We start from the raw sequence: 24650 nt of genomic DNA, 5'->3' as shown, positions 1-24650 counted from the left end.
CAGGCATCCTCCGAGGGCGGAAGCGACACGGCCACCGCAGGGGGCCGAGGAGAGAGTGACGATGACCGAGGCAGGTGGGCCGGCCGGCCCGATCGGCGCAGCACACGCCCGGTACGCGCCCGGTACACCCTGCTGGGTGAGTCTGATGGCGCACGGGTTGACCGCGACGCAGGAGTTCTACGGCGAACTGTTCGGCTGGGAGTTCCGGCCCGGCCCGCAGCAGCTGGGCCCCTATGTGCGGGCGCTGCTCGACGGGCGTGAGGTGGCCGGCATCGGTCAACTGCCCCCGGACCGGCACCTCCCGGTCGCCTGGACGCCCTACTTCGCCTCGGACGACGTGGACACGACCGCCGAAACGGTCCGCCTGTGCGGCGGCACGATCGGGGTCGGCCCGCTGGACGCATCCGACGCCGGGCGGCTGGCCATCGGCTCCGATCCCTCCGGCGCGGTCTTCGGCGTCTGGCAGGCGGCGGCCCATGTCGGCACCACCATCACCGGCGTGCCCGGCACCCCCGCCTGGAACGAGCTGACGACCTACGAGGCCGCGGGCGTCCGCAAGTTCTACGAGACGGTCTTCGGCTACGAGGAGACGGTGGTGTCCGCCGACGTCGACCACGTGACCCTGCAAGTCGCCGGCCGTCCGGTCGCCGGCATCCGCGGGGTGGGAGCCGCGCTGCCCCGGGACCGGGGGCCGCACTGGACGACGTACTTCGAGGTGGCCGAGACGGACGCGGCGCTCGGCCGCGTCGTCGAACTCGGCGGGCGGGTCCTCGAACCGGCCCAGGACAGCGAGCGCGGGCGCGTGGCGGCCGTGGCCGACCCCGAGGGGGCCCGCTTCTCCGTGATCCAGGGTCCTCGCTGAGGGACGGCCCCTGGACCCTAGACCTGCTGCACCGGCAGCACGTCCGGCGACAGGGCCGCCGCCCGGGCCGAGGCCGAGGTCATACGGCGGCGGTGGTGACGTCTGCACAGGACCTCGTAGCCGACCGTGTCCGCCTGGTCGACATCGCCGACGACGACCTGGGCGCCCTCGACGACCATGACACCGCCCAGCGTGCGGGCGTTGTGCGTGGCGCGGGCACCGCACCAGCACAGTGCCTCGACCTGGAGGACCTCGACGCGGTCGGCGAGTTCGACGAGCCGCTGGGAGCCGGGGAAGAGCTTGGAGCGGAAGTCGGTGGTGATGCCGAAGGCGTAGACGTCGATGTCCAGGTCGTCGACCACGCGCGCGAGCTGGTCGATCTGTTCTTCGGCCAGGAACTGTGCCTCGTCCGCGATCACGTAGTCGGCGCGGCCGCCCTGCGAGAGGTGGTCGACGAGGGAGGCGTAGAGGTCCTGGCCGTCCTCGACCTCGACGGCGTCGGTGACCAGGCCCAGGCGGGAGGAGAGCTTGCCCTCGCCCGCGCGGTCGTCACGCGTGAAGATCATGCCCTGGAGGCCGCGCGAGGAGCGGTTGTGCTCTATCTGGAGGGCCAGCGTCGACTTCCCGCAGTCCATGGTTCCGGAGAAGAACACCAGCTCGGGCATGGGGAGTCGAGCGCCTTTCGGTCAGGGTGGGGGCGGTGCGGTGCGTGGCGTGGGCGTAGGGGTGGGCGTGGAGGACGAAACGGTTCCGGGCGTCAGGAGCGTACTTCGAGCAGCGGGACCAGCTGCTCGGCAGGGGTCATCGAGCCGTGGTTGCCGACCATCGCCGACTCCTTGGGCTCCCGTTCGGAGGCGATGATCAGCACGTCGTCCCTGGCGGCCGCGATGACGTCACCGAGACGGGCGTACACCCGCTCGTCGACCCGCGGTCCGAACCAGCCCGCGGCGATCGCCTCGTCGCGGGAGGCGATCCAGAACTGCTCGCCGAGCACCTCGCGCCAGCAGGTCAGGACGTCGTCCTCGGCGCCCGGTACGGCGTAGACATGGCGGGCGCGGCCCTCGCCGCCCAGCAGGGCGACCCCGGCGCGCAGTTCCCAGTCCGCGTCGAAGTCGATGCGGTGCTCCTCGTCGAAGGGCACGTCGACCATGCCGTGGTCGGCGGTGACGTAGAGCGCGCTGCGCGGGGGGAGCTGCTCGGCGAGTCGCTGGACGAGCCGGTCGACGTACATGAGCTGGCCGCGCCAGGTGTCGGAGGCGACGCCGTAGCGGTGCCCGGCGCCGTCCAGTTCCGCGTAGTACGTGTAGACGAGGGAGCGGTCACCGGCGGCGAGTTGCTCGGCGGCGAAGTCCATGCGCTCCTCGCCGGTCAGCCGCCCGTGAAACGTTCCGCCGCTGAGCGCGACCTTGGTCAGCGGGGTGTTCTGGAAGGTGGGGGACGACACCTGGGCGGCGTGCACGCCCGCCTTGTGGGCGAGCTGGAAGACGGTGGGGTACGGCTGCCAGACGCCCGGGGCGGTCCACGGCTGCCAGCGGAGCTGGTTCATCAGCGCTCCGGTCGCCGGGTCGCGCACGGTGTAGCCGGGCAGGCCGTGCGCGCCCGGGGGCAGGCCGGTACCGACGGAGGCGAGGGAGGTCGCGGTGGTCGCCGGGTAGCCGGCGGTGAGCGGACGTCCGGTGCCGCCGCGCGAGCTGCCGAGCAGCGCGTGGAGATAGGGCGCCTCGTCGGGGTGCGACTTGATCTGCTCCCAGCCGAGGCCGTCGATCAGGAAGACGCAGTTGCGGTCGGCCGGGGTGAGCTCCGGGATCGCCGCGGTCATGCCGGGTACGTCCATGCCCGCCGCCAGCGTGGGCAGCAGGTCGGCGAGGGAGCCGGAGCCGTACTCGGGGACGGGGGCGGATCCGACGGCGAGCGGTTCGGGGTAGTCCCAGGAGGCGGAGCCGGAAGGGGCGGGCGCGGGGCGCCCTCGATCATGGGCGGCGGAGGGATGCGGGTGGGACATCAGCGGGGTACGTCCACTGTCGCCTCGGAGAGCGACTGCGCGAAGACGAGCGCCTGGCGGACCGTCTCCGGGCCGTCACCGGCCTCGCTCACCCGCAGGCTGAGGTCGTCTGCCGTCGAACTGCCCGTGTAGCCGTGGTCGGCGTCGCAGTTGGGGTCGCCGCAGGCGGCCGGCTCCAGGTCGATACGGGAGACGGCGCCCCAGCCGATGGTCAGCACGACCTCGCGCGGCAGGGTGCCAGGCGTGTACGACTCCGGGTTGGCGACGACCCGGCTGAGGACGACGGACGAGATCCGGCCGATCTTCACGGACTCCGTGGACGTCGTGGCGTAGGGGGTCGGGGAGGTGGTGTCGGCGGCCTGCTCGTCGGTGTGGCTGACGATGAAGCGGTTGCCGGTGAGGACCAGCACCGTCACGTGCCGGCGCACCTCGTTCTGATCGAACGTGGTCTCCTGGTGGACCAGGTACGACCGGATCGGCTCGCCGCCCACAGCGGCCTCCACCGCCTCGGCCACGAGGGCCGGGTAGTAGCCGCTGCGCTCGATCGCCGCGCGCAGCCCCTGGGTCGTCGTACTGGTCTTGGCCATGCCCTCCATCCTACGGGGGCCCACTGACTGCGAGGCACCGCTCAGGACCGCCCCGGTACGTCGGCGGCGGCCGGGACGCGCTCCGTCGGCGCTCCGCGGGGCGCCGTCACGGGGCGGGCCGCAGTCCGGCCTGCGTGTCCTCGCGCGCGTGCCCGACGCGTGCCCGACGGCATGCCCCGGACGGTGCGCTCAGTAGGCAGGCAGCGTCCTCGGGCCGAGGTCGTCGCGCGCCGGCGGGGGTGCGAGGCGTACGGAGGCGCCGAGCACGCTCAGGCCGTGCGGGGCGACGACGACCGGCTCGAGGGTGACCGCGACGACCTCGGGGTGGTCGTCGACCAGCCTCGACACCCGCAGCAGCAGCTCCTCCAGGGCGGCGGTGTCGACGGGTGTCGAGCCGCGCCAGCCGAAGAGGAGCGGGGCGGTCCGGATGGACCGGATCAGGGAGGTCGCGTCCCGGTCGGTGACCGGGACCAGCCGGTGCGCCATGTCTCCGAGCAGCTGCGAGGCGGCTCCGGCGAGCCCGAAGGACAGCACGGCCCCGGCCGCCGGGTCGATGACCGCGCGGACGACGGTGTCGACGCCGCGCGGTGCCATCGCCTGGACGACCGGGCGGATCTCCTCCGGCTTCCCGAAGAGCTCGCTCAACTCGGCGTACGAGCGGCGCAGTTGCTCCTCGTCGGCCACATCGAGCCGCACGCCGCCCAGGTCGGCGCGGTGCCGCAGGTGCGGGGCGGTGGCCTTGAGGGCGACGGGGTACCCGAGGGCGGCGGCGGCCCGCGCGGCCTCGTCCGCGGTGGGCGCAGGGATGGCCCGGCGGGTGCGGATGCCGTAGCGGCCGAGCAGCTCGCAGGTCTCGTCGGTGCCGAGGGTCAGGCCCTGCCCGCGCGCGAGGAGCCCGCCGATCAGTTCCGCGGCGCCCTTCTCGTCGATGTCCTCGTACTCGGGCACCTTGCCGGCGTCGGCCGCCTCGCGCCGCCACTGGCCGTACTTCACCGCCTCCGCCAGCGCGCGCACGGCGCGTTCTGCGGCGGGGTAGGCGGGGATGAGATGTGTTCCCTCGGCCGGTTCCACGGCGGCGGGCACCGGCCGCGCGGCATCGGGGGCGTCGGTACGCGCGTAGGGGGCCGCTTCCGCGCGCGGGGCGGTGCTCGTCGCGGCGGACAGCGCCGTCGCGAGACCGCCGAGTTCCACGTGCACCACGAGCACCGGTTTGGCGGGGGCCGCCGCCGCGGCCGACCGCAGGGCCTCCGCGAGTTCCGCGTCCCCGGGCGACCTCTCCCCGATCGCCGGGATCGCCGTCACGACCACCGCGTCGCATGTCTCGTCGGCCAGTGCCCGGGCCAGCGCCGCGTGGAAGTCCCGGGCCGACGCCTCGGTCGTCAGGTCCAGCGGCGGCAGTGGACGCAGCCCTTCCGAGAGACAGGCGTCGTACGTCAGCAGGCCCAGCGACTCGGAGTTGCCGAGGATCGCCACCCGCGGGCCCGTGGGCAGCGGCTGCCGGGCGAGCAGCAGGCCCGCGTCGACCAGTTCGGTGATGGTGTCCACGCGGATCACGCCGGCCTGGCGCAGCAGCGCCGACACCGTCGCGTGGGGCAGCCGGGTCGCCTGTACGGCGTGCCCCTGCGGGGCGGAACCCGCGCCCTGGACGACGACCAGGGGCTTGGCGGCCGCGGTGCGCCGCGCCAGCCGGGTGAACTTGCGCGGGTTGCCGATGGATTCCAGGTACATCAGGGCGACGTCCGTGTCGGGGTCGTCGTACCAGTACTGGAGGACGTCGTTGCCCGAGACGTCCGCGCGGTTGCCGGAGGAGACGAAGGTGGACACGCCGGTGACGCCGGTGACGCCGCCACCACGCCGGTGCAGGCGGGACAGCAGGGCGATACCGATGGCGCCGGACTGGGCGAACAGGCCGATCCGGCCGGGTCGCGGCATCTCCGGGGCCAGCGAGGCGTTCAGCCGCACCTGCGGGGAGGTGTTGATGACGCCGAAGGCGTTCGGACCGATGATCCGCATGCCGTACGCGCGCGCGTGCCGGACGAGTTCGCGCTGGCGCTCGCGACCGTCGGGACCGCTCTCGGCGTACCCGGCGGACAGGACCACGAGTCCCTGCACGCCGTGCTCACCGCACTCGGCGACGGCCTCGGGGACCTGTTCCGCCGGGACGGCGACGACCGCGAGGTCGACGGGCGCCGCGATGTCGCGCACCGAGCGGTGGGCGGGCACCCCGTCCAGTTCCTTCAGGTCCTCGGGGAAAGCCTTGTTCACGGCGTACAGCCGCCCGGTGAAGCCCGCCTCGCGCAGGTTGCCCAGGACGCTGCGCCCTACGCCGCCGGGGGTGCGGCCGGTGCCGACGACCGCCACGGAGCCGGGCGCCAGCAGCCGTCCGACCGAGTGCGCCTCGGCGCGCTGTTCCCGCGCGCGCTGCACGGCGAGGGAGCGCTCCGTGGGTTCGAGGCCGAACTCCAGGTGGACGACGCCGTCCTCGAAGCTGCGCTTCTGGGTGTAGCCGGCGTCCGTGAACACCTTGATCATCTTGTTGTTGGCGGGGAGCACTTCGGCGGCGAAGCGGCGGATGCCCCGTTCGCGCGCCACGGCCGCGATGTGCTCCAGCAGCGCGGAGGCGACGCCCCTGCCCTGATGGGCGTCCTGGACGAGGAACGCGACCTCGGCCTCGTCGGCCGGCGCCGAGGCGGCCATGCCGTCGGCACCAATGCGGTCATAGCGTACGGTGGCGATGAACTCGCCGCCGACCGTGGCCGCGAGTCCCACCCGGTCCACGAAGTCGTGGTGCGTGAAGCGGTGGACGTCCTTGTCGGACAGGCGCGGGTAGGGCGCGAAGAACCGGTAGTACTTCGACTCGTCCGAAACCTGCTCGTAGAAGCTGACCAGGCGCTCGGCGTCATCAACGGTGATGGGGCGGATGCGCGCGGTGCCGCCGTCGCGCAGCACCACGTCGGCCTCCCAGTGGGCGGGGTACTCGTGCCGGTCCGACGCGCTCTGCATGGGGCCAGAGTACGGCTCGCGTACGACAACGGCGCGAGGCAGTCTGTGGAGGACGTACGTCGGATCGAGGCCGCGATCCGACCACCACGTCGGGCGGGGAGCACGCACCCCCTCCCTCACACGCTTCACGTGTGGAACACTGGTCTAGACAACCTGAACACTGAAGGGCAGCATCACATGGCTGAGCGCCGCGTCAACGTCGGCTGGGCCGAGGGCCTTCACGCCCGCCCCGCTTCCATCTTCGTCCGGGCCGCCACGGCCGCAGGTATCCCGGTGACGATCGCCAAGGCCGACGGCAACCCCGTCAACGCGGCCTCCATGCTGGCCGTTCTCGGCCTGGGCGCCCAGGGCGGCGAGGAGATCGTCCTCGCCTCCGAGGCCGACGGCGCGGACGCCGCTCTCGACCGGCTGGCGAAGCTGGTCGCCGAGGGTCTCGAGGAGCTCCCCGAGACCGTCTGAGCGCTCGGCCCTCGCCGCGCCTGAACCGGCCGCCGCTCTCGCGGACACGGTCGGCGGCATAGGGGCGATCGACCGACGATCGGGGTGTCCGTCGCCTTCGAGGCGCCGTTCCGCCAATCCTGAAGGGCTCGTCCGAATTATCGGGCGAGCCCTTCGTATTTCCCGTTGCCGGGCAGCGGAAATAATCCCCCGAGAATTATCCCCTCTTTGTATACGGCCCTCGTGTTAATGCCGCAGACCCGTCATGTTTACGGGAGGTTGCGAAGTCCTCACACGGTCGGCGCGTTCGGTGCCGCCGGAAAAGCGCAACCGGTGCGCGGACGTCGCGCGCTCGGTGTGCAGCGCCGTGATCGCCCGCGCCCGCTCGCCGTCGCCACGCGCCACCGCGTCCACGATCGCGCCGTGCTCCGCCCAGGACTCCACGGGGTCGGCCGGCGCCTCCACCGCGTACATCCAGGCGATCTTGTGGCGCAGCTGGGTGAGCATCGACGTCAGGGCGTGGCTTCCGGAGGACTGGGCGAGCGTCTCGTGGAACCAGCCGCCCAAGGAGCGCAGGTCGTCGCTGTTGCCCCGCCTGGCCCGCTCCTGGCCCAGCCGGACCAGTCCGCGCAGCACCTTCAGGTGGGCCTCGGTGCGCCGCTGGGCGGCCCGGGAGGCACCGAGCGGCTCCAGGAGCATCCGCATCTCCAGCAGGTCCGCCGCCTCCTGCTCGGTCGGCTCCGCGACGCACGCGCCCGCGTGCCGCCGGGTGACGACGAAGCCCTCGGCCTCCAGCGTGCGCAGCGCCTCGCGCACGGGGACGCGGGAGACTCCGTAGCGGCGGGCCAGGAGTTCCTCGGTGAGGCGGCTGCCGCGCTCGTAGACACCCGAGACGATGTCGTCCCGAATGGCCGTGCACACCGAGTGCGCCGGAATACGCATGACGGACCTCCGCCTTAATCCCCGTGAAACGTCGACGATTGACGTGTGTTCCGTGACTCTATTGCAATGAGCGGGAATTTCCGATGGCGGTCCGGAATCCAGGCATATTTTTTGGACAGCAGAGGCCCGAAAACGGCGAAAGCCCCGGCCGCGAGGGCCGGGGCAGGACGATCTGTCGCCGTGGGTCGTCAGATGTTCACGCCGTGGTTGCGGAGGTAGGCGACCGGGTCGATGTCCGAGCCGTACTCCGCGGTGGTGCGGGCCTCGAAGTGCAGATGCGCGCCGGTGACGTTGCCGGTGGCGCCCGACAGGGCGATCCGCTGGCCCGGGGTGACCTGCTGGCCCACCGACACCTCGATGGACGACAGGTGACCGTACTGGGTGTACGTCCCGTCGTTCATCTTGATGACGATCTGGTTGCCGTACGCCCCGCCCCAGCCGGCCTCGACGACGGTGCCCAGACCGACCGCGTGCACGGTGGTGCCGCTGGACGCGTGGAAGTCGATGCCGGTGTGACTGCCGGAGGACCACAGGGAACTGCTGGCCTGGTAGCTGGTCGACACGTAGGAGCCGGTGATCGGCGAGACGAAGGTGTTGAGGCGCTTGCGCTCGGCCTCACGGGCCGCACGCACGCGTGCCTCGCGCTCCTCCACGGCCTTCTTGGCGGCGGCCTGCCGGGCGGCCTCCTCGAACGCCGCGTGCTTCTGCACGGCGACCTGGTCGTCGACCTGCTCCGCGACGGCCTCGGAGGCGGTGACGACGGGGATCAGCCCGGTCTGCTCGGGGCTGGGCTCGGCGGCGAGGGCCGGGGTGGCGGCGACGGTGGCCATCACGCCGGTGGTGGTGAGCGCCGCGACGCCCGCCGCGCGAGCGGTGGTCCGCTGCATCCGGCCGGGACGACGGTGCTTGCCGGGCGCGCAGGTGAACGCCATGAAGTCGGGTGTGTCCTTTCCTTCCTTCTCGCCTACCGGGTTAGCTGACGGGTTCGGAGCAGGAAGGTCTCCTACGGACCCCCTCGCGATCACGCGCGGGCGTCCGATTCACCCCAGGGACTTCACATGGGTCCCCGGCTCCCCTGGCTCGCGCCGTACGGGGACTCGGCGATGACTGTCCGGTGCCGCGGCTGCGGCGCACTGCCTGACGAACAGTCCGGATGACGCTAAGCCGCAGGGGTTTCAATCCTCAAACGGATCCCGGTTTTTGTAGCGCATGCCACAGGGCAGACGGGCAACCTCCGCATCAATTCGGACATACGACGGCCCTGGTGACGCTTCCGTCGACCAGGGCCCCCGTGTGCGTGCGCCGTTGCCGGACCTACTCGGCGGACACCACCTTCACCTCGCCGATGCCGAGGGCCTCGACCGGCTCCTTGATCTGGGCCGCGTCACCGACGAGGACGGTCACCAGGCGGTCCACCGGGAAGGCGTTCACGGCCGCCGCGGTGGCCTCCACCGTGCCGGTCGCGGCCAACTGCTGGTACAGCGTGGCCTGGAAGTCGTCGGGCAGGTGCTGCTCGACCTGGTCGGCCAGCGTGCCGGCGACGGCCGCGGCGGTCTCGAACTTCAGCGGGGCCACACCGACCAGGTTCTGCACGGCGACGTCGCGCTCGGCGTCGGTCAGCCCCTCGGCGGCGAGGGTGCGCAGCACCTTCCACAGGTCGTCCAGGGCGGGACCGGTGTTCGGGGTGTCGACGGAGCCGCTGATGGCGAGCATCGCGGCGCCCGAGCCGTCCGGGGCGGACCGCAGGACCTGTCCGAAGGCGCGGACGCCGTAGGTGTAGCCCTTCTCCTCGCGCAGGACACGGTCCAGCCGGGAGGTGAGGGTGCCACCGAGGCAGTACGTGCCGAGCACCTGCGCGGGCCACACGCGGTCGTGCCGGTCGGCGCCGATACGGCCGATCAGCAACTGCGTCTGTACGGCGCCGGGACGGTCCACGATGACGACGCGTCCGGTGTCGTCGGCGGTCACCGGCGGCACGGGCCGCGGCTGGGCCGAGGAGCCCGTCCAGGCGCCCAGGGTGTCGCCGAGGAGCTCCTCCAGCGCGACGCCGGTGAGGTCGCCGACGACCACGGCGGTGGCCGTGGCGGGACGGACGTGCTTCTCGTAGAAGGCGCGTACCGCGGCGGAGTCGATCTTCTCGACCGTCTCCGCGGTGCCCTGGCGCGGGCGCGACATCCGCGCGGTGGCCGGGAACAGCTCCTTGGAGAGCTCCTTGGCGGCACGCCGGGAGGGGTTGGCCAGCTCGTGCGGGATCTCGTCCAGCCGGTTCCGGACGAGGCGCTCGATCTCGCTGTCGGCGAACGCGGGGGCCCTGAGCGCGTCGGCGAGCAGACCGAGGCCCTTGGGCAGGCGCGAGGCCGGCACTTCGAGGCTCAGCCGGACGCCGGGGTGATCGGCGTGCGCGTCCAGGGTGGCACCGCAGCGCTCCAGTTCGGCGGCGAACTCCTCGGCCGAGTGCTTGTCGGTGCCCTCGGAGAAGGCCCGCGCCATGATCGTGGCGACGCCGTCCAGGTCGGCCGGTTCGGCGTCCAGGGGCGCGTCGAGGAGGATCTCGACGGCGACGACCTGCTGGCCGGGACGGTGGCAGTGCAGCACGGTCAGGCCGTTGGACAGCGCGGTGCGCTCGGGCGCCGGGAACGCCCACGGCTTGGCCTCGCCCGCCCGGGGCTGGGGGTGGAAGTCCATCGTGGCGAGCTCGGTCACCGGGCCGCCTCCTCGTTCTCGTCCTGGTCGGCGGGGGCTTCGGCGGCGGTCGGCTCGTAGACGAGCACCGCGCGGTTGTCGGGGCGCAGGCGGGCCTTGGCGATCTCCTGCACCTCCTCGGGCGTCACGTCCAGCACGCGCTGGACGGCGGTGAGGGCGAGCTGCGGGTCGCCGAACAGGACGGCGTACCGGCACAGTTCGTCGGCGCGCCCGGCGACCGTGCCGAGCCGGTCGAGCCACTCGCGCTCCAACTGCGCCTGGGCACGCTCCATTTCCTCGGCCGTGGGCCCCTCCTCGGCGAACCGGGCGAGCTCCTCGTCGATGGCGGCCTCGATGACGGGCACCTCGACGTCACCGGACGTCTTCACGTCCAGCCAGCCCAGGGAGGGCGCTCCGGCCAGCCGCAGCAGACCGAAGCCGGCCGCGACGGCCGTACGGTCGCGGCGCACGAGCCGGTTGTAGAGGCGGGAGGACTCGCCGCCGCCGAGGACGGTGAGCGCCAGGTCGACGGCGTCGCACGCGCGCGTGCCGTCCTCGGGCAGCCGGTAGGCGGCCATCAGCGCACGGGCCGGCACCTCCTCCTCGACGATCTCGCGCAGCTGCTCGCCGATGACGTCGGGCAGCCCGCCGTCACGGGGGGCGGGCTTGCCGTCGTGGCCGGGGATGGAGCCGAAGTACTTCTCGACCCAGGCGAGGGTCTGCTCCGGGTCGATGTCACCCACCACGGAGAGGACCGCGTTGTTGGGCGCGTAGTACGTGCGGAAGAACGCGCGCGCGTCCTCCAGCGTCGCCGCGTCCAGGTCGGCCATCGAGCCGATCGGCGTGTGGTGGTACGGGTGGCCGTCCGGGTAGGCGAGAGCGGTCAGCTTCTCGAAGGCCGTGCCGTAGGGGACGTTGTCGTAGCGCTGGCGGCGCTCGTTCTTGACGACGTCGCGCTGGTTCTCCATCGACTCGTCGTCCAGCGCGGTGAGCAGCGAGCCCATGCGGTCGGCCTCCAGCCAGAGCGCGAGCTCCAGCTGGTGGGTGGGCATGGTCTCGAAGTAGTTCGTGCGCTCGAAGCTGGTGGTGCCGTTGAGCGACCCGCCCGCCCCCTGGACGAGCTCGAAGTGGCCGTTGCCCTTGACCTGGCCCGATCCCTGGAACATCAGGTGCTCGAAAAGGTGAGCAAGACCGGTACGCCCCTTGACTTCGTGGCGTGAACCGACGTCGTACCAGAGGCACACCGCCGCGACCGGGGTCAGGTGGTCCTCCGAGAGCACCACGCGCAGGCCGTTGGCCAGACGGTGCTCGGTCGCTGTCAGGCCCCCGGAGCCTGCCTGGGCTGTGGCCGTGTGACCCATGGGCATGTACGTCCCTTCCGATCGCGGACGCGGTCGTCGAAACCGCGGTTTTCCTGCCGGTCCTGCCACTGTATGCAAGCGTGCGGACGGTCGGCGAAGTTCCCGGACGACATACGCCGAGAGCGAGATCGCGTAGCCTGCGGGCAGCCGTGGAGGAGATGCCTCTGCGTGCGGGCCGGACGGCCGACGCCGGGTCCTCGCCCGCGCTGTCAGTGCCACGGTCCACAATGGTCCGCGTCAGATCCCGTATCACGCCCCAGCAAGGAGCCGGCAGCGATGGCCCGCCGCAGCACGAAGACCCCGCCGCCCGACGACTCGTACGAGGAGCGGATCCTCGACATCGACGTCGTCGACGAGATGCAGGGCTCCTTCCTCGAGTACGCGTACTCGGTCATCTACTCCCGCGCCCTGCCGGACGCCCGTGACGGCCTCAAGCCGGTGCACCGCCGCATCGTCTACCAGATGAACGAGATGGGCCTGCGCCCGGAGCGCGGCTATGTGAAGTGCGCCCGGGTCGTCGGCGAGGTCATGGGCAAGCTGCACCCGCACGGCGACGCGTCGATCTACGACGCCCTGGTGCGGATGGCCCAGCCCTTCTCGATGCGGGTGCCGCTGGTCGACGGCCACGGCAACTTCGGCTCGCTGGGCAACGACGACCCGCCGGCCGCCATGCGGTACACCGAGTGCCGCCAGGCCCAGGCGACGAGCCTGATGACGGAGTCGATCGACGAGGACACGGTCGACTTCTCGCCCAACTACGACGGCCAGGAGCAGGAGCCGGTGGCGCTGCCCGCCGCCTTCCCGAACCTGCTGGTCAACGGCGCGTCCGGGATCGCGGTCGGCATGGCCACGAACATGCCGCCGCACAACCTGGGCGAGGTCATCGCCGCCGCCCGCCACCTGATCCGCTATCCCGGCGCGGATCTGGACGCCCTGATGAAGTACGTTCCGGGCCCCGACCTGCCGACCGGCGGCCGGATCGTCGGTCTCTCCGGCATCAGGGACGCCTACGAGAACGGCCGCGGCACGTTCAAGATCCGCGCCACGGTGGCGGTGGAGACCGTCACGGCCCGCCGCAAGGGCCTGGTGATCACCGAACTGCCCTTCACGGTCGGGCCCGAGAAGGTCATCGCCAAGATCAAGGACCTGGTCGGCTCGAAGAAGATCCAGGGCATCGCCGACGTCAAGGACCTCACGGACCGCGCGCACGGCCTGCGTCTGGTCATCGAGATCAAGAACGGCTTCGTGCCGGAGGCGGTCCTCGAGCAGCTGTACAAGCTGACGCCGATGGAGGAGTCCTTCGGCATCAACAACGTGGCACTGGTCGACGGCCAGCCGCTCACGCTGGGCCTCAAGGAGCTGCTGGAGGTCTACCTCGACCACCGATTCACCGTGGTGCGCCGCCGCAGCGAGTTCCGCCGCGGCAAGCGCCGTGACCGGCTGCACCTGGTGGAGGGCCTGCTGACGGCGCTCGTCGACATCGACGAGGTCATCCGGCTGATCCGCTCCAGCGACAACAGCGCCGAGGCGAAGCAGCGCCTGATGGATCGGTTCTCGCTGTCGGAGATCCAGACCCAGTACATCCTGGACACCCCGCTGCGCCGGCTCACCAAGTACGACCGCATCGAGCTGGAGGCGGAGAAGGAGAAGCTCAACGAGGAGATCGCCGAGCTGACCCGGATCCTGGACTCGGACGCGGAGCTGCGCAAGCTGGTCTCGGCCGAACTGGCCTCGGTGGCGAAGAGGTTCGGCACCGAGCGGCGTACGGTCCTGCTGGAGTCGTCGGGAACCACGGCCGCCGCCGTACCCCTCCAGGTCGCGGACGACCCGTGCCGTGTCCTGCTGTCCTCCACGGGCCTGCTGGCCCGCACGGCGAACGGCGAGCCGTTCGCGGAGAACGCCGAGGACGCCGAGGACGGTGGCGGCAAGCGCACCAAGCACGACGTGATCGTCTCCGCCGTGTCGGCCACCGCGCGCGGGGAGATCGGCGCGGTCACCTCCTCGGGCCGTCTGCTGCGGATCAACGTCGTGGATCTGCCGCAGCTCCCGGACACGGCCTCGGCGCCGAACCTCTCGGGCGGCGCCCCCCTGGCGGAGTTCGTCTCCCTGGAGGGCGACGAGACGGTGATCTGCCTGACCACGCTCGACGAGTCGTCCCCGGGCCTGGCCATCGGCACGGCGCAGGGCGTCGTCAAGCGGGTCGTGCCCGACTACCCGACCAACAAGGACGAGCTGGAGGTCATCACCCTCCGGGACGGCGACCGGATCGTCGGCGCCGTCGAACTGCGGACCGGCGAGGAGGATCTGGTCTTCATCACCGACGACGCCCAGCTGCTGCGCTATCAGGCCTCGCAGGTGCGTCCGCAGGGCCGCGCGGCGGGCGGTATGGCGGGCATCAAGCTCACCGAGGGCGCCAAGGTGATCTCGTTCACCGCCGTGGACCCGGCCGTCGACGCGGTGGTCTTCACGATCGCGGGCTCGCGCGGCACCCTGGACGACTCCGTCCAGACGACCGCCAAGCTCACCCCGTTCGACCAGTACCCGCGCAAGGGCCGTGCCACGGGCGGTGTGCGCTGCCAGCGGTTCCTGAAGGGCGAGGACTGCCTGTCCCTGGCCTGGGCGGGTCCCGTCCCGGCCAAGGCGGCGCAGAAGAACGGCCTGCCGGCCGAGCTGCCGGAGATGGACCCGCGCCGTGACGGCTCGGGCGTGTCCCTGACGAAGACGGTCTCGGTGGTGGCGGGGCCGGTCTAGGCCTCGGGCCCGGACTCGGGCTCCGGCTCCGGCTCCGGCTCCGGCTCCTGGAACGCCTCGTCGTCGGGAGCCATGACGTAACGCAGGATGCCCCACATGCCGTGCTCGTCGGCGTGTGGGGCGTCGTCCTCGCACGCCTCGAGTTCCTTGCCGAGCGCGGCGGCGTCGATGCCGGAGCCGATGAGGACGAGCTGGGTCAGCCGGGGCTCGGCGGCCGGCCAGGGCTCCGGGTAGAAGCGGAGAAAGCGCCCGACGGCGTGCACGGCGTACCGGTTGGCCGGGTCGTGCGGACCGAGGTCGACGTACCCCTTGATCCGGTACAGCCCCTCCGGCCGGCTGTCGAGGAACTCCATCAACCGGCGCGGTGCCAGGGGCACTTCGGAGGTGAAGGAGACGCTGTCGTAGGCGCTGTGGAGGTGGTCCGCGTGGTCGCCCCCGGAGCGGTCGTGCAGGTCGTCGAAGGAGAGCTGGCCGACCCGCTCCTCGCTGGGCCTGCAGTCGAAGAGGAACGCGGGGTCGACACGGCCGTAGGTGGCGGGGACGACGGCGGCACGGTCGGTGAGGGAGCGGACGAGTCCGAGGATCCGGTCGGGGTCGGGCGTGCGGTCGAGTTTGTTCACCACGACGAGGTCGGCGAGGGCCAGGTGGCGGTCGATCCCGGGGTGCTTCGCCCGGGTCTCGTCGAACTCGGCGGCGTCGACGACTTCGACGAGACCGCCGTAGACGATGCCGGGATGCTCACTGGCCAGCACCATGCGCACGAGTTCCTCGGGCTCGGCGAGACCGCTGGCCTCGATGACGATGACATCGATGCCGACGGCCGGATCGGCGAGCCGTTCGAGGTACACGTCGAGTTCACCGGCGTCGACGGCGCAGCACAGACAGCCGTTGCCGAGGGAGACGGTGGAGTCGCCGAGCGCGCCGGCCACGGCCATGGCGTCGATCTCGATGGCGCCGAAGTCGTTCACGATCGCCCCGATGCGGCTGCCTCCGCTGCGGTGCAGGAGATGGTTGAGCAGGGTCGTCTTGCCGGAACCGAGGAATCCGGCGAGAACGACGACCGGGATCTGCTGCGGACTGCGGCTCTGCGACACGTGCGACCTTTCCGAGACCTACGCGTGCACCGGCGCACGGCCCGCGCGCGTACGGGGACTGAATGCCGCCCCAGGATACGAGCCGTGGTAATCACCGCGGAGTGAACGATTGTTAGCAGCATGCGCGGGGCAGACGTTGGGCAAGGCGCCCTGGCGTGCGACCCTCGCTTCCCTCCGTGCGCCTCCCCTCCGCCTCCCCCGCCGATCAGAGCCGCTCGGCACTCTGGGAGACGGCAAGCGCCGCCCACCGCTCGCCGGTCCCCGTCACGTCCACCCGCACCCCGACGACCGGCGCACGGCCGCTCGATCGGGGGTTTTTGACATGGCCACACAGAGGTTTGGGGTACACGGACTCGGTGCCGTCGCCGCCGCGGCGGCGGGCATGGCCGCGGGTGCCCTGGTCACCATGGCGGTACAGCGCCATGCACTGGAGACACTGCGGGTACGACTGGAACATCTGGAGCGGACCGCCCACTCCCAGCAGCACACCGATCTGGCCAACCAGCAGCGCCTCCACTGGGAATTGCTGAGCAAAGCCATCGACGACCCCGAACTGGCGGAAGTGCTGGACCTCTACGAGGCTCCGGTTTCCACCAAGCAGCGGCGCCAGTACCTCTACGCCAATGCCCTCTACACGAACGCACTGTTTTATTACCGGATAGGCAACATCTCCCGCGAGGAGTTCTTCGGGTACATTCGCGGCATTCTCCAGAACCCTGTGGTACGGGAGTACTGGTACGCCACGAAACATCAGCGGGCGACCATTGCCGACGGCTCGGACGAAGCGGAACTCGGCCGTATGGTGGACGAACTCCTCACGCAACTCGAGGAGTCGGACGCCGACGAATGGTGGGTGGTGGGAGAGCCGCCGGGTCCGTGAAGTCCCACCGGCCCTCGGCGCACTCCGTCAGCCGGAGGGCTCACACTCCGGGGCTCGCACCCCCTCCTGCGGAATCACACCCTCGGCCCATTACGAAAGGGTCAAGACGGCCGTTAGGTGGGTCGTCAGGGAGTTGACTCGCGCTTGATCGCGTAGAGGACCCCACCCAGATCGTCGCCTACGCCGCCGGATGACGAGCGACCCCACAGGGCCCGTCTTGCACCGCGCAGTCGTCGTGCGCAAACCAATCGGACCCGAGGAAGCAACAGTGAGTCAGATCATCCGTCGGATCGGTGCATCTCCGCGCGCTCGCGGAAGCGTGAGCGGAGCAAATTGCCCCGATATTTTCGAACTTGCCGATGGTAATTTCGCCGTTATCGGTACGGATGCCACGGATTCACTGGACCCGGACCTCCCCTCCGACGCCTCACGCGGTGACCACGAGAGAATTGTCGTCATCACCCGAGAGACCCTGATTCGCGCGAAGGCCGATATTCCGGACCTTTAGGCTCTTCCAAGAGGAGGGCCCGACCACCGGCCCGGCCGTGCTGCCGGGCCTTCCTCGCACCCGCGCGTTCCCGACGCGCTTTCAGGCCACCGCCGGCACCTCGACCGGCGCCCCCGGCCCCACATACCGCGCGACCGAGCGGATGATCTTCGAGTCCTCCGCCTGCTCCAGGATGTTGGCGCTCCAGCCCACCATCCGCGCCGCCGCGAAGGTCGGGGTGAACATCTCGCGCGGCAGCCCGCAGAGCTCCATGACCACGCCGGCGTAGAACTCCACGTTCGTGTGCAGTTCCCGGCCCGGCTTCAGCTCGGCGAGGATCGCCTCGACGTGTCGCTCCACCTCGACGGCGAACTCGACTCGCGGGCCTCCGAATCGCCGGGCGATCTCGCGGAGCATGCGCGAACGCGGGTCCTCCGTGCGGTAGACGGCGTGACCGAAGCCCATGATGCGCTCACCGGCGAGGACCCGCTCACGGATCCAGGGATCGATGCGGTCCGGGGTACCGATCGCGTCCAGGGTGTCCAGGGCCCGGCTGGGCGCGCCACCGTGCAACGGCCCCGACAGCGCTCCCACCGCCCCCACGAGGCACGCGGCCACGTCCGCCCCGGTCGAGGCGATCACCCTGGCCGTGAAGGTTGACGCGTTGAAGCCGTGATCAATGGTGGAGATCAAGTATTGCTCGACCGCACGGGCCCGCTCCGGATCGGGCTCGGCCCCGGTCAGCATGTAGAGGTAGTTCGCCGCGTGGGGCAGGTCCCGGCGCGGCTCCACGGGGGCGAGACCGCGTCCCAGCCGGTACAGCGCCGTGAGCAGCGTGGGTACGGCCGCGGCGGCGGCGACCGTGTCCTCGCGGCGGCGTTCCGCGTCGATGTCGTACACCGGCCGGAACCCCTTCGCCGCACCCAGCAGCGACAGCGCCGTTCGCATCCCGGCCAGCGGGTTCGTGTCCGCGCCGGCCGCCGCCAGTGCGGGCAGGGCGGCGGACACCTCCTCGGGGAGCTTTCGCAGGGCGGTGGTCTCGGCGGCGAAGGCGGCGCTCCGGCGCGCGTCCGGCAGCGTCCCGTGGACCAGGAGGTGCCAGACGTCCTCGAAGCGACGGGTGCGCGCGAGATCCACGGCGGAGTACTGGCGGTAGTGGTAGAAGCCCTCACGCCCTCGGACGTCACCGACCTCCGTGTCGGCGACGACGACACCCGCGAGTCCCCGCGGCACATCGATGGATGAGGCTGCTGACAGATTGACGGACATGTTTTCCTCCCTGAACTTGATTCGACTGTCCATGCTTGACTTGATCTCTGTCAATATTGATTGAATCAATAGATCGGTCTTCTGGATACGGTGACCCCCATGCGCGATCAGGAACCCGGCCCCGGCCACCCCGAACGACGGCTGAGCACCAAGGAAGCCGCCGAGCTGCTCGGGGTGAAACCCGAGACCGTGTACGCGTACGTCAGCCGCGGTCAGCTGAGCAGCCGGCGCACACCCGCGGGCCGGGGCAGCACCTTCGACGCCAAGGAGGTCGAGGCGCTCGCTCGGCGCAACAGGCGGGAGAGCAGCGGGAGTCCGGGCTCCGGGGCGGAGCTGTCCGTCCGCACCCGCGTCACCCTCATCGACCAGGACCACTACTACTTCCGGGGGGTCAACGCGGTCGAACTGGCCTCCCGGCACTCCTACGAAGAGGTCGCGGAGTGGCTGTGGACCGGCCGGCTGCGGTCCGGTGTCACCTTCACCGCGCCCGACGCATCCGTCGAGGCCGCCCGCCGCGTCGTCGAGGCGCTGCCCGAACACACCGGTCCCACCGACCGGTTGCGGGTCGCCGCCGTGGCCGCCGCGGCCGCGGACCCGTTGCGGTTCGACCTGTCCGAGGACGCCGTGCTCGGCACCGCCCGCATCCTGATCCCCACCCTCGTGGCCGCGCTGCCCGCGAAGGTGCCCACGCACCGTGACGAAGGCCCGCTGGCCCAGCGGCTGTGGGGCCGGCTCAGCGGACGCCCCGCCGACAAGGCGCAGTTGCGCGCCCTCGACACGGCGCTCGGTCTGCTCGTCGACCACGACCTGGCGGCCTCGACGCTCGCGGTGCGGGTCGCCGCGTCGGCCCGCGCGCACGCCTACGCGGCTGTCTCGGCCGGACTGGGAGTGATTGAGGGCCCCCTGCACGGCGCGGCGGGGGGACTGGCCCACCGCCTGCTGCTCGAGGTGCTGGACATCGGCAGTGCCGCTCCGGTGATCGCCGAGGAGTTGCGCGCGGGCCGCCGCGTTCCCGGCCTCGGTCACCGGCTCTACGCCGGTGAGGATCCCCGCGCGCGTGCCCTGTTCGCCCTCCTGGAGGAGATCCCCGCTGCCGCGCCGGCCCTCGCCGCGGCCAGGGACATCGTGGCCACGACCGCGCGCCACGCGCCGCTGCACGCCAACGTGGACCTGGCACTCGCGGTCCTGACCGCGTCCTGCGGCATGGAGTCGTCGGCCAGTGAGACGATCTTCGCCGTCGCCCGTACGGCGGGCTGGATCGCCCACGCCCTGGAGGAGTACGGCGAACGCCCCCTGCGGATGCGCCCGAGCGGACACTACGTGGGCCCGAAGCCGCCCCAGCCGCTGCCGAAGCCGACGTAGGAAGCCCGCAAGCCGTCGCGAGCGGGCCCAGCCACGGCTCGGCCCGCCCTAAGGCTCGGCCCGCCCCACGGCGCGGCTCGCCCTACGGCTTGATCCGCCCCACGGCGCGGCTCGCCCTACGGCTTGATCCGCCCCACGGCTCGGGCGCCACCCGCTCAGGGCGCCACCCGCTCGGATCGACGAAACCGCTCCGACCAGGGACGGAGCCCGGTCCGACCCGGGAGCCACGCCCCTCGCGGCACGCGCACGCGTGCCCGCGCGGCCGAGCACCCGCCCCCGCCGGAAGTCGCGCTCGGGCAAGTCAGGTTAGGCTCACCTCTGTGAGTACGTGCGCGACCGTCTCGCGGGATCTCGACGAGCCCATCTCCGGAACCGCGGCCACGGCAACGACCTGGCTCCTGCTGGAGCAGCCCGGCCCCTGGGGTGCCGAAGCGCTGGTCTCGAGCCATCTGGACCCGGCCGTGGGCCGTGCCCTGGGTGCCGCCGCGCGGGGCACGGGCGTACGCGTCGCGCTCATCCGGCGCCCCGGGCGCCACGCGGACTTCGGCGCACCCCCGCTGCGACAGGTGTACGCGGCCCACACCGTCCCCGGACGCGTATGGCTGCGCAGCGCCACCACCCACGACCCACGTCAGCTGCTGGATCTCGACTTCGCCGCGCTCGGCGGGGGCGACCACCGCAGCTTCGACACCGCGCTGCGGGGCGGGCCCCACACCGGCGACCCGCTCGCCCTCGTGTGCACCAACGGCAAGCGTGACCGCTGCTGCGCGCTGCTGGGCCGTCCGCTGGCCGCGGAGCTCGCCGCATCGGGGGTGCGGGGCGCCTGGGAGGTCACTCATCTGGGGGGTCACCGCTTCTCCCCCACCCTGCTCGTCCTGCCGTACGGGTACGCCTACGGCCGCGCCGAGGCCCACACCGTCAAGGAGGTCCTGCACGGCGTCCGGGAGGGGCGAATCCTCGCGGAGGGGTGCCGCGGGTGTTCGGCCTGGGAGCGGCCTGGCCAGGCGGCGGAGCTGGCGGTCCGCTCGGCGACCGGCGAGGACGCCGCGGAGGCGCTGAGCGTGGTCCGGACCTCGGGCGACGCACCGCGCTGGGAGGTGACGGTCGCCCACCTGGACGGGCGCCACTGGCAGGTCGTCGTCGTCCAGGGCGCCTCGCTGCCGCCCCGGCCGGAGAGCTGCGGCGCGTCGGTCCTCGGTTCACCTGGGCGGATGGACGTGGTGGCGGTGCGCGAGCTGGCGGGAACGGCGCTGGTGGGCTGACGCTCCTACGGACACGCTCCGGCCGCACCCCGCGCGGACACGAACGAATCGTTTCCTCTTGAGTCGGTCAAGAGATCCACCTCACCCACCCCTACGGCTGCTCCTGTCCACCCACGTACCGTCTTGGGTATGAGCCCCACTCCCCCCGCCCGCCGCCTGCGCCTCGGAATGCCGCGGCGCATGTTCTCGCAGGTGCTGCTCATGCAGCTGACGATCGCCGCGGGAGTCGTGGTGCTCGCGACCGGTCTCTTCCTCGCGCCGCTCAGCGACCAGCTGGACGACCAGGCGATGCGCCGCGCCCTCGCCATCGCGCAGACCACCGCTGCGGTGCCGCAGATCGCCGAGGACCTCCGGGACACCCCGCCGTCCGTCGACGGGCCGGTGCAGCGGGAGGCCGAACGGATCCGCCGTGCCAGCGGCGCCGAGTACGTGGTGGTGATGGACCTGCACGGCACCCGCTGGTCGCACACCGACCCCGGGCAGGTGGGTGGCCATGTGTCGACGGACCCGAGTCAGGCCCTGGCCGGTAGGGACGTCATGGAGATCGACAGCGGCACCCTGGGACGCTCGGCCCGCGGCAAGGTGCCCCTGCGCGACGGCGACGACAAGATCATCGGCGCGGTCTCGGTCGGCATCGAGTACGACAGTGTGCGCGCCCGCCTGATCCACGCGATCCCCGGGCTGTTCGCCTACGCCGGCGGCGCCCTCGCGGTGGGCGCGCTGGCCGCCTGGCTGATCTCCCGGCGGGTCCAGCGGCAGACCCGCGACCTGGCCTTCTCGGACATCTCGGCACTGCTGGCCGAGCGCGAGGCGATGTTGCACGGCATCCGGGAAGGCGTCGTCGCCCTGGACCGCGTCGGCCGCGTCCGGCTGCTCAACGACGAGGCCCAGCGTCTCCTCGGCATCGGGGAGGAGGCGGTGGGCGGCTCTCCGGACGAGGCGCTCGGCGGGGGACGTACGGCCGATGTCCTGGCGGGCCGGGTGACCGGCACGGACCTGATCGCCGTGCGCGGCCAGCGCGTGCTGGTAGTCAACCGCATGCCGACCGACGACGGCGGCGCCGTGGCCACCCTGCGCGACCGCACCGAGCTGGAGCAGCTCGGGCGCGAGCTCGACTCGACGCACGGCCTCATCGACGCGCTGCGCGCCCAGGACCACGAGCACGCCAACCGGATGCACACGCTGCTGGGTCTGCTCGAACTGGAGATGTACGACGACGCGGTGGAGTTCGTCGGGGAGGTGGTCGGTGATCACCGGGCGACGGCGGAACAGGTGACCGAGAAGATCGAGGACCCGCTGCTCGCCGCCCTGCTGGTGGGCAAGGCGACCGTCGCGGCCGAGCGCGGTGTCGCCCTGTGGGTCTCCGACCGCACCCGCCTGCCCGACCGCCTCATCGACCCGCGCGGGCTGGTCACCGTCGTCGGCAACCTCGTGGACAACGCGCTCGACGCCGTCGCGGGCACACCGCACGCGCGCGTGGAGGTCGAACTGCGCGCGGAGGGCCGTACGGCGGTCCTGCGGGTGCGGGACACGGGCCCGGGCATCCCGGTCGAGCAGCGTGAGTTGATCTTCACCGAGGGCTGGTCGACGAAGAAGCCGCCGGCACACGGCAAGCGTGGCATAGGGCTCTCCCTGGTGCGCAGGCTCGCCGAGCGGCAGGGCGGCCACGCCACGGTGGACGAAGCGAGCGGTGGGGGCGCCGAGTTCACCGTCGTCCTGCCCGAGGCACTCACCGAGCCCGACCCGGCCCCCGCCCTGACCGCACCCGCGCGGAGCACCACCGAGGAGGAATCGCGATGATCGAGGTCCTCGTCGTGGACGACGACACCAGGGTCGCCCAGGTCAACGCCGCCTACGTGGAGAAGGTGCCGGGTTTCCACGTCGCCGGCGAGGCCCACAGCGCGGCCGAGGCGCTGCGCCAGCTGGAGCTGCTGCCCCGCCTCGACCTCGTCCTGCTGGACCACTACCTGCCCGACGAGACGGGTCTCGAGGTCGTCCAGGAGATGCGCCGGCGTGGCCACCAGACCGACGTGATCATGGTGACGGCCGCCCGGGACGTCACGACGGTGCAGGCGGCGATGCGCCAGGGCGCCCTTCAGTACCTGGTGAAGCCGTTCGCCTTCGCGGGCCTGCGCGCCAAGCTGGAGGCGTACGCCGAGCTGCGCCGCACGCTGGACGGCGGCGGAGAGGCCGAACAGGCCGATGTTGACCGCATCTTCGGCGCGCTTTCCGCCTCCTCGGAACCCGGTCTGCCCAAAGGGCACTCCCCCACGACCGCGGAACTCGTACGCCGGTCCCTGATCAACGCCGAGGGGCCACTGTCGGCCCAGGAGATCGCCGACCTGACCGGGGTGAGCCGCCAGACCGCCCAGCGCTACCTGAAGCTCCTGGAGCGCACGGGGCGAGCCCGGCTGACGCTCAAGTACGGCGACGCGGGCCGCCCGGAACACCGTTACGTGTGGGCGACCCGCGCCTGAGGGCACGGCCCTCGGGGGCGGGGGGGGAGGAACCGTGCCCCTCCTGGGATACGGATTCCGCCCCGCCGTCCGCTCGACCGTCAGCCCACCGCTTTCTCGACGAACTCGGTCGTGTAGGTCCGGCTCAGGTCGACGTCGGCGTTCTGGATGGTGGGATTGAATGCCTTGAGGACCTTCTCGACGGTCTCGGGGCCGTTCTCGGGCATCACGCCGTCCTTGGTGAACATCGGCAGGGTGTTCTTGATGGCCACCGAGTACAGCAGCTTGTTCCCCTGGGAGTAGTCCGTCGGCATCTTCTCGGCGATCTCGGCCGCGCTGTGGGTGGACATCCACTTGAGCGTCTTGACGAATGCATTGGCCAACTTCTGGACGGTGTCCTTGTGACTGTTGACCCAGTCCGCCTGCATGTACAGGCTTGACGACGGATACGGTCCGCCGAGCGCCTCCTCGGAGCCCTGCGGGGTGCGCATGTCGAGCAGGACCTTGCCGGCCTTCTTGTCCAGGATGGTCGCCACGGTCGGGTCGGTCGTCATACCGCCGTCGATGGCTCCCTGCTGGAGCGCGGCGATGAAGGTCGGCCCCGCGCCCACCGCGACCGGAGTGAACTCGCTGACCTTCACGCCGTTCTTGACCGCGAGGTACTTGGTGAGGAAGTCGGTCGAGGAGCCGAGCCCCGTGACGCCGAGTTTTCTGCCCTTGAAGTCCTTGGGCGAGGTGATGTCACCCTCTGCCTCGGTGGACACGATCTCCACCTCGCCGGGCGCGTGCGAGAACTGCACGACGGACTCCACCTCCTTGCCCTTCACCTGGAGGTCGAGGGTGTGGTCGTAGAAGCCGACGGCTCCCTGCACCTGGCCGGAGACGAGCGCCGTCTCGGCCTGGACACCGGCCGGCTCGCTCAGCATCTCCACGTCGAGCCCCTCGGCGTCGAAGTAGCCCAGGCGCTGGGTGAGCATGGCGGGCAGGTAGATGACCTTGTCCAGGCCACCGACCATGATCTTGACCTTGGTGCCCTTGCCGTCTCCCTTGCCGCCGGAGCCCGTGGAGGCGGTGCTCGTGGCGTCGTCGGCACAGGCGGTGAGCGAGGAGAGGGCGAGCAGGCCGGCGGCGGCCAGGGCCGTGTATCTGGCGGTTGTGCGCATGGCGGGTTCACGTCCTTGTGAGAGGGCGATGCGGGGTGGGGCTGGGGTG

20 protein-coding genes and 1 riboswitch are annotated in these 24650 nt (G+C 71.5%); of the genes, 9 read left to right on the top strand and 11 right to left on the bottom strand.

Annotated elements, in window-relative coordinates:
• Window positions 1-61 precede the first annotated feature (61 nt).
• Window positions 62-862, top strand: coding sequence for a VOC family protein (locus tag AOQ37_RS36110; RefSeq protein WP_062651079.1), 801 nt, complete (start codon window positions 62-64; stop codon window positions 860-862).
• A gap of 17 nt (window positions 863-879) precedes the next feature.
• Here the strand turns inward: AOQ37_RS36110 and AOQ37_RS36105 are convergent, their stop codons facing one another.
• From AOQ37_RS36105 to AOQ37_RS36090, 4 genes are all read right to left on the bottom strand, one after another.
• Window positions 880-1527: a thymidine kinase gene (locus tag AOQ37_RS36105; protein ID WP_062651077.1), complete on the bottom strand. Its 648-nt coding sequence runs from the start codon at window positions 1525-1527 to the stop codon at window positions 880-882.
• Window positions 1528-1619: 92 nt separating this feature from the next.
• Window positions 1620-2864 carry an alkaline phosphatase family protein gene (locus AOQ37_RS36100; protein ID WP_062651075.1) on the bottom strand — a complete coding sequence of 415 codons (1245 nt, stop codon included), beginning with the start codon at window positions 2862-2864 and terminating at the stop codon, window positions 1620-1622.
• Window positions 2864-3460 (bottom strand): DUF5998 family protein, encoded by a 597-nt coding sequence (locus tag AOQ37_RS36095; protein WP_078890548.1) that lies wholly within the window; start codon window positions 3458-3460, stop codon window positions 2864-2866. The genes AOQ37_RS36100 and AOQ37_RS36095 overlap by 1 nt, the downstream gene beginning before the upstream one ends.
• A 180-nt stretch (window positions 3461-3640) precedes the next feature.
• A complete protein-coding gene (locus AOQ37_RS36090) occupies window positions 3641-6454 on the bottom strand; it encodes a bifunctional acetate--CoA ligase family protein/GNAT family N-acetyltransferase (protein ID WP_062651071.1) in 2814 nt (937 codons plus the stop codon).
• A gap of 177 nt (window positions 6455-6631) precedes the next feature.
• On the opposite strand from AOQ37_RS36090, the gene AOQ37_RS36085 reads away from it, so the two are divergent.
• Window positions 6632-6913, top strand: coding sequence for an HPr family phosphocarrier protein (locus tag AOQ37_RS36085; RefSeq protein WP_020125117.1), 282 nt, complete (start codon window positions 6632-6634; stop codon window positions 6911-6913).
• A gap of 225 nt (window positions 6914-7138) precedes the next feature.
• Here the strand turns inward: AOQ37_RS36085 and AOQ37_RS36080 are convergent, their stop codons facing one another.
• The 4 genes from AOQ37_RS36080 to AOQ37_RS36065 all read right to left on the bottom strand — a co-directional run bounded on the left by AOQ37_RS36080 (window position 7139) and on the right by AOQ37_RS36065 (window position 11883).
• Window positions 7139-7834, bottom strand: coding sequence for a GntR family transcriptional regulator (locus AOQ37_RS36080; protein ID WP_062651069.1), 696 nt, complete (start codon window positions 7832-7834; stop codon window positions 7139-7141).
• A gap of 188 nt (window positions 7835-8022) precedes the next feature.
• A complete protein-coding gene (locus tag AOQ37_RS36075) occupies window positions 8023-8766 on the bottom strand; it encodes a M23 family metallopeptidase (RefSeq protein ID WP_062651067.1) in 744 nt (247 codons plus the stop codon).
• A 15-nt stretch (window positions 8767-8781) separates the two neighbouring features.
• Window positions 8782-8947: riboswitch (cyclic di-AMP (ydaO/yuaA leader) on the bottom strand.
• Between the two features lie 201 nt (window positions 8948-9148).
• The gene (locus AOQ37_RS36070) at window positions 9149-10537 is read right to left on the bottom strand and encodes a M16 family metallopeptidase (protein ID WP_062651065.1); all 1389 of its coding nucleotides are present in this window, start codon (window positions 10535-10537) and stop codon (window positions 9149-9151) included.
• Window positions 10534-11883 carry a M16 family metallopeptidase gene (locus AOQ37_RS36065; protein ID WP_063781226.1) on the bottom strand — a complete coding sequence of 450 codons (1350 nt, stop codon included), beginning with the start codon at window positions 11881-11883 and terminating at the stop codon, window positions 10534-10536. Before AOQ37_RS36065 ends, AOQ37_RS36070 begins: the two co-directional genes overlap by 4 nt.
• A gap of 270 nt (window positions 11884-12153) precedes the next feature.
• Between AOQ37_RS36065 and AOQ37_RS36060 the strand changes: the two genes are divergently transcribed.
• Entirely contained in the window at window positions 12154-14628 is a 2475-nt protein-coding gene (locus AOQ37_RS36060) for a DNA gyrase/topoisomerase IV subunit A (protein WP_062651063.1), read from the top strand.
• Here the strand turns inward: AOQ37_RS36060 and AOQ37_RS36055 are convergent.
• Window positions 14625-15722, bottom strand: coding sequence for a CobW family GTP-binding protein (locus tag AOQ37_RS36055; RefSeq protein ID WP_062651061.1), 1098 nt, complete (start codon window positions 15720-15722; stop codon window positions 14625-14627). The two genes, AOQ37_RS36060 and AOQ37_RS36055, sit on opposite strands and share 4 nt — an antisense overlap.
• Window positions 15723-16044: 322 nt before the next feature.
• Between AOQ37_RS36055 and AOQ37_RS36050 the strand changes: the two genes are divergently transcribed.
• Window positions 16045-16602 (top strand): DUF6082 family protein, encoded by a 558-nt coding sequence (locus tag AOQ37_RS36050; RefSeq protein WP_062651059.1) that lies wholly within the window; start codon window positions 16045-16047, stop codon window positions 16600-16602.
• A gap of 268 nt (window positions 16603-16870) precedes the next feature.
• Entirely contained in the window at window positions 16871-17110 is a 240-nt protein-coding gene (locus tag AOQ37_RS39335) for a hypothetical protein (RefSeq protein WP_230194432.1), read from the top strand.
• 81 nt (window positions 17111-17191) lie between these two features.
• Here AOQ37_RS39335 and AOQ37_RS36045 read toward each other — a convergent pair whose 3' ends face one another.
• A complete protein-coding gene (locus AOQ37_RS36045; RefSeq protein WP_062651056.1) occupies window positions 17192-18358 on the bottom strand; it encodes a citrate synthase/methylcitrate synthase in 1167 nt (388 codons plus the stop codon).
• Window positions 18359-18457: 99 nt separating this feature from the next.
• Between AOQ37_RS36045 and AOQ37_RS36040 the strand changes: the two genes are divergently transcribed.
• The 4 genes from AOQ37_RS36040 to AOQ37_RS36025 all read left to right on the top strand — a co-directional run bounded on the left by AOQ37_RS36040 (window position 18458) and on the right by AOQ37_RS36025 (window position 23459).
• On the top strand, window positions 18458-19720 hold the full coding sequence (locus tag AOQ37_RS36040; RefSeq protein ID WP_062651054.1) for a citrate synthase: 1263 nt from the start codon (window positions 18458-18460) through the stop codon (window positions 19718-19720).
• Between the two features lie 320 nt (window positions 19721-20040).
• Window positions 20041-20982 (top strand): ferredoxin family protein, encoded by a 942-nt coding sequence (locus AOQ37_RS36035; protein ID WP_062651053.1) that lies wholly within the window; start codon window positions 20041-20043, stop codon window positions 20980-20982.
• 129 nt (window positions 20983-21111) lie between these two features.
• The gene (locus AOQ37_RS36030) at window positions 21112-22782 is read left to right on the top strand and encodes a sensor histidine kinase (protein WP_062651051.1); all 1671 of its coding nucleotides are present in this window, start codon (window positions 21112-21114) and stop codon (window positions 22780-22782) included.
• On the top strand, window positions 22779-23459 hold the full coding sequence (locus tag AOQ37_RS36025) for a response regulator (protein ID WP_062651049.1): 681 nt from the start codon (window positions 22779-22781) through the stop codon (window positions 23457-23459). Before AOQ37_RS36030 ends, AOQ37_RS36025 begins: the two co-directional genes overlap by 4 nt.
• Before the next feature lie 80 nt (window positions 23460-23539).
• Here AOQ37_RS36025 and AOQ37_RS36020 read toward each other — a convergent pair whose 3' ends face one another.
• Entirely contained in the window at window positions 23540-24601 is a 1062-nt protein-coding gene (locus AOQ37_RS36020) for an ABC transporter substrate-binding protein (RefSeq protein WP_062651048.1), read from the bottom strand.
• Window positions 24602-24650: the final 49 nt, after the last annotated feature.

This window comes from Streptomyces maremycinicus, assembly GCF_001184025.1.
Taxonomy (GTDB): Bacteria; Actinomycetota; Actinomycetes; order Streptomycetales; family Streptomycetaceae; genus Streptomyces; species Streptomyces maremycinicus.
This window is presented reverse-complemented; position numbering and strand designations above follow the sequence as displayed.

What these genes read in the sequence shown, in the direction of transcription:
- AOQ37_RS36110 (WP_062651079.1), top strand. Translation starts at nt 62, where the DNA reads ATGACCGAGGCAGGTGGGCCGGCCGGCCCGATCGGCGCAGCACACGCC.
- AOQ37_RS36105 (WP_062651077.1), bottom strand. Translation starts at nt 1,527, where the DNA reads ATGCCCGAGCTGGTGTTCTTCTCCGGAACCATGGACTGCGGGAAGTCG.
- AOQ37_RS36100 (WP_062651075.1), bottom strand. Translation starts at nt 2,864, where the DNA reads ATGTCCCACCCGCATCCCTCCGCCGCCCATGATCGAGGGCGCCCCGCG.
- AOQ37_RS36095 (WP_078890548.1), bottom strand. Translation starts at nt 3,460, where the DNA reads ATGGAGGGCATGGCCAAGACCAGTACGACGACCCAGGGGCTGCGCGCG.
- AOQ37_RS36090 (WP_062651071.1), bottom strand. Translation starts at nt 6,454, where the DNA reads ATGCAGAGCGCGTCGGACCGGCACGAGTACCCCGCCCACTGGGAGGCC.
- AOQ37_RS36085 (WP_020125117.1), top strand. Translation starts at nt 6,632, where the DNA reads ATGGCTGAGCGCCGCGTCAACGTCGGCTGGGCCGAGGGCCTTCACGCC.
- AOQ37_RS36080 (WP_062651069.1), bottom strand. Translation starts at nt 7,834, where the DNA reads ATGCGTATTCCGGCGCACTCGGTGTGCACGGCCATTCGGGACGACATC.
- AOQ37_RS36075 (WP_062651067.1), bottom strand. Translation starts at nt 8,766, where the DNA reads ATGGCGTTCACCTGCGCGCCCGGCAAGCACCGTCGTCCCGGCCGGATG.
- AOQ37_RS36065 (WP_063781226.1), bottom strand. Translation starts at nt 11,883, where the DNA reads ATGCCCATGGGTCACACGGCCACAGCCCAGGCAGGCTCCGGGGGCCTG.
- AOQ37_RS36060 (WP_062651063.1), top strand. Translation starts at nt 12,154, where the DNA reads ATGGCCCGCCGCAGCACGAAGACCCCGCCGCCCGACGACTCGTACGAG.
- AOQ37_RS36050 (WP_062651059.1), top strand. Translation starts at nt 16,045, where the DNA reads ATGGCCACACAGAGGTTTGGGGTACACGGACTCGGTGCCGTCGCCGCC.
- AOQ37_RS36045 (WP_062651056.1), bottom strand. Translation starts at nt 18,358, where the DNA reads ATGTCCGTCAATCTGTCAGCAGCCTCATCCATCGATGTGCCGCGGGGA.
- AOQ37_RS36040 (WP_062651054.1), top strand. Translation starts at nt 18,458, where the DNA reads ATGCGCGATCAGGAACCCGGCCCCGGCCACCCCGAACGACGGCTGAGC.
- AOQ37_RS36030 (WP_062651051.1), top strand. Translation starts at nt 21,112, where the DNA reads ATGAGCCCCACTCCCCCCGCCCGCCGCCTGCGCCTCGGAATGCCGCGG.
- AOQ37_RS36025 (WP_062651049.1), top strand. Translation starts at nt 22,779, where the DNA reads ATGATCGAGGTCCTCGTCGTGGACGACGACACCAGGGTCGCCCAGGTC.
- AOQ37_RS36020 (WP_062651048.1), bottom strand. Translation starts at nt 24,601, where the DNA reads ATGCGCACAACCGCCAGATACACGGCCCTGGCCGCCGCCGGCCTGCTC.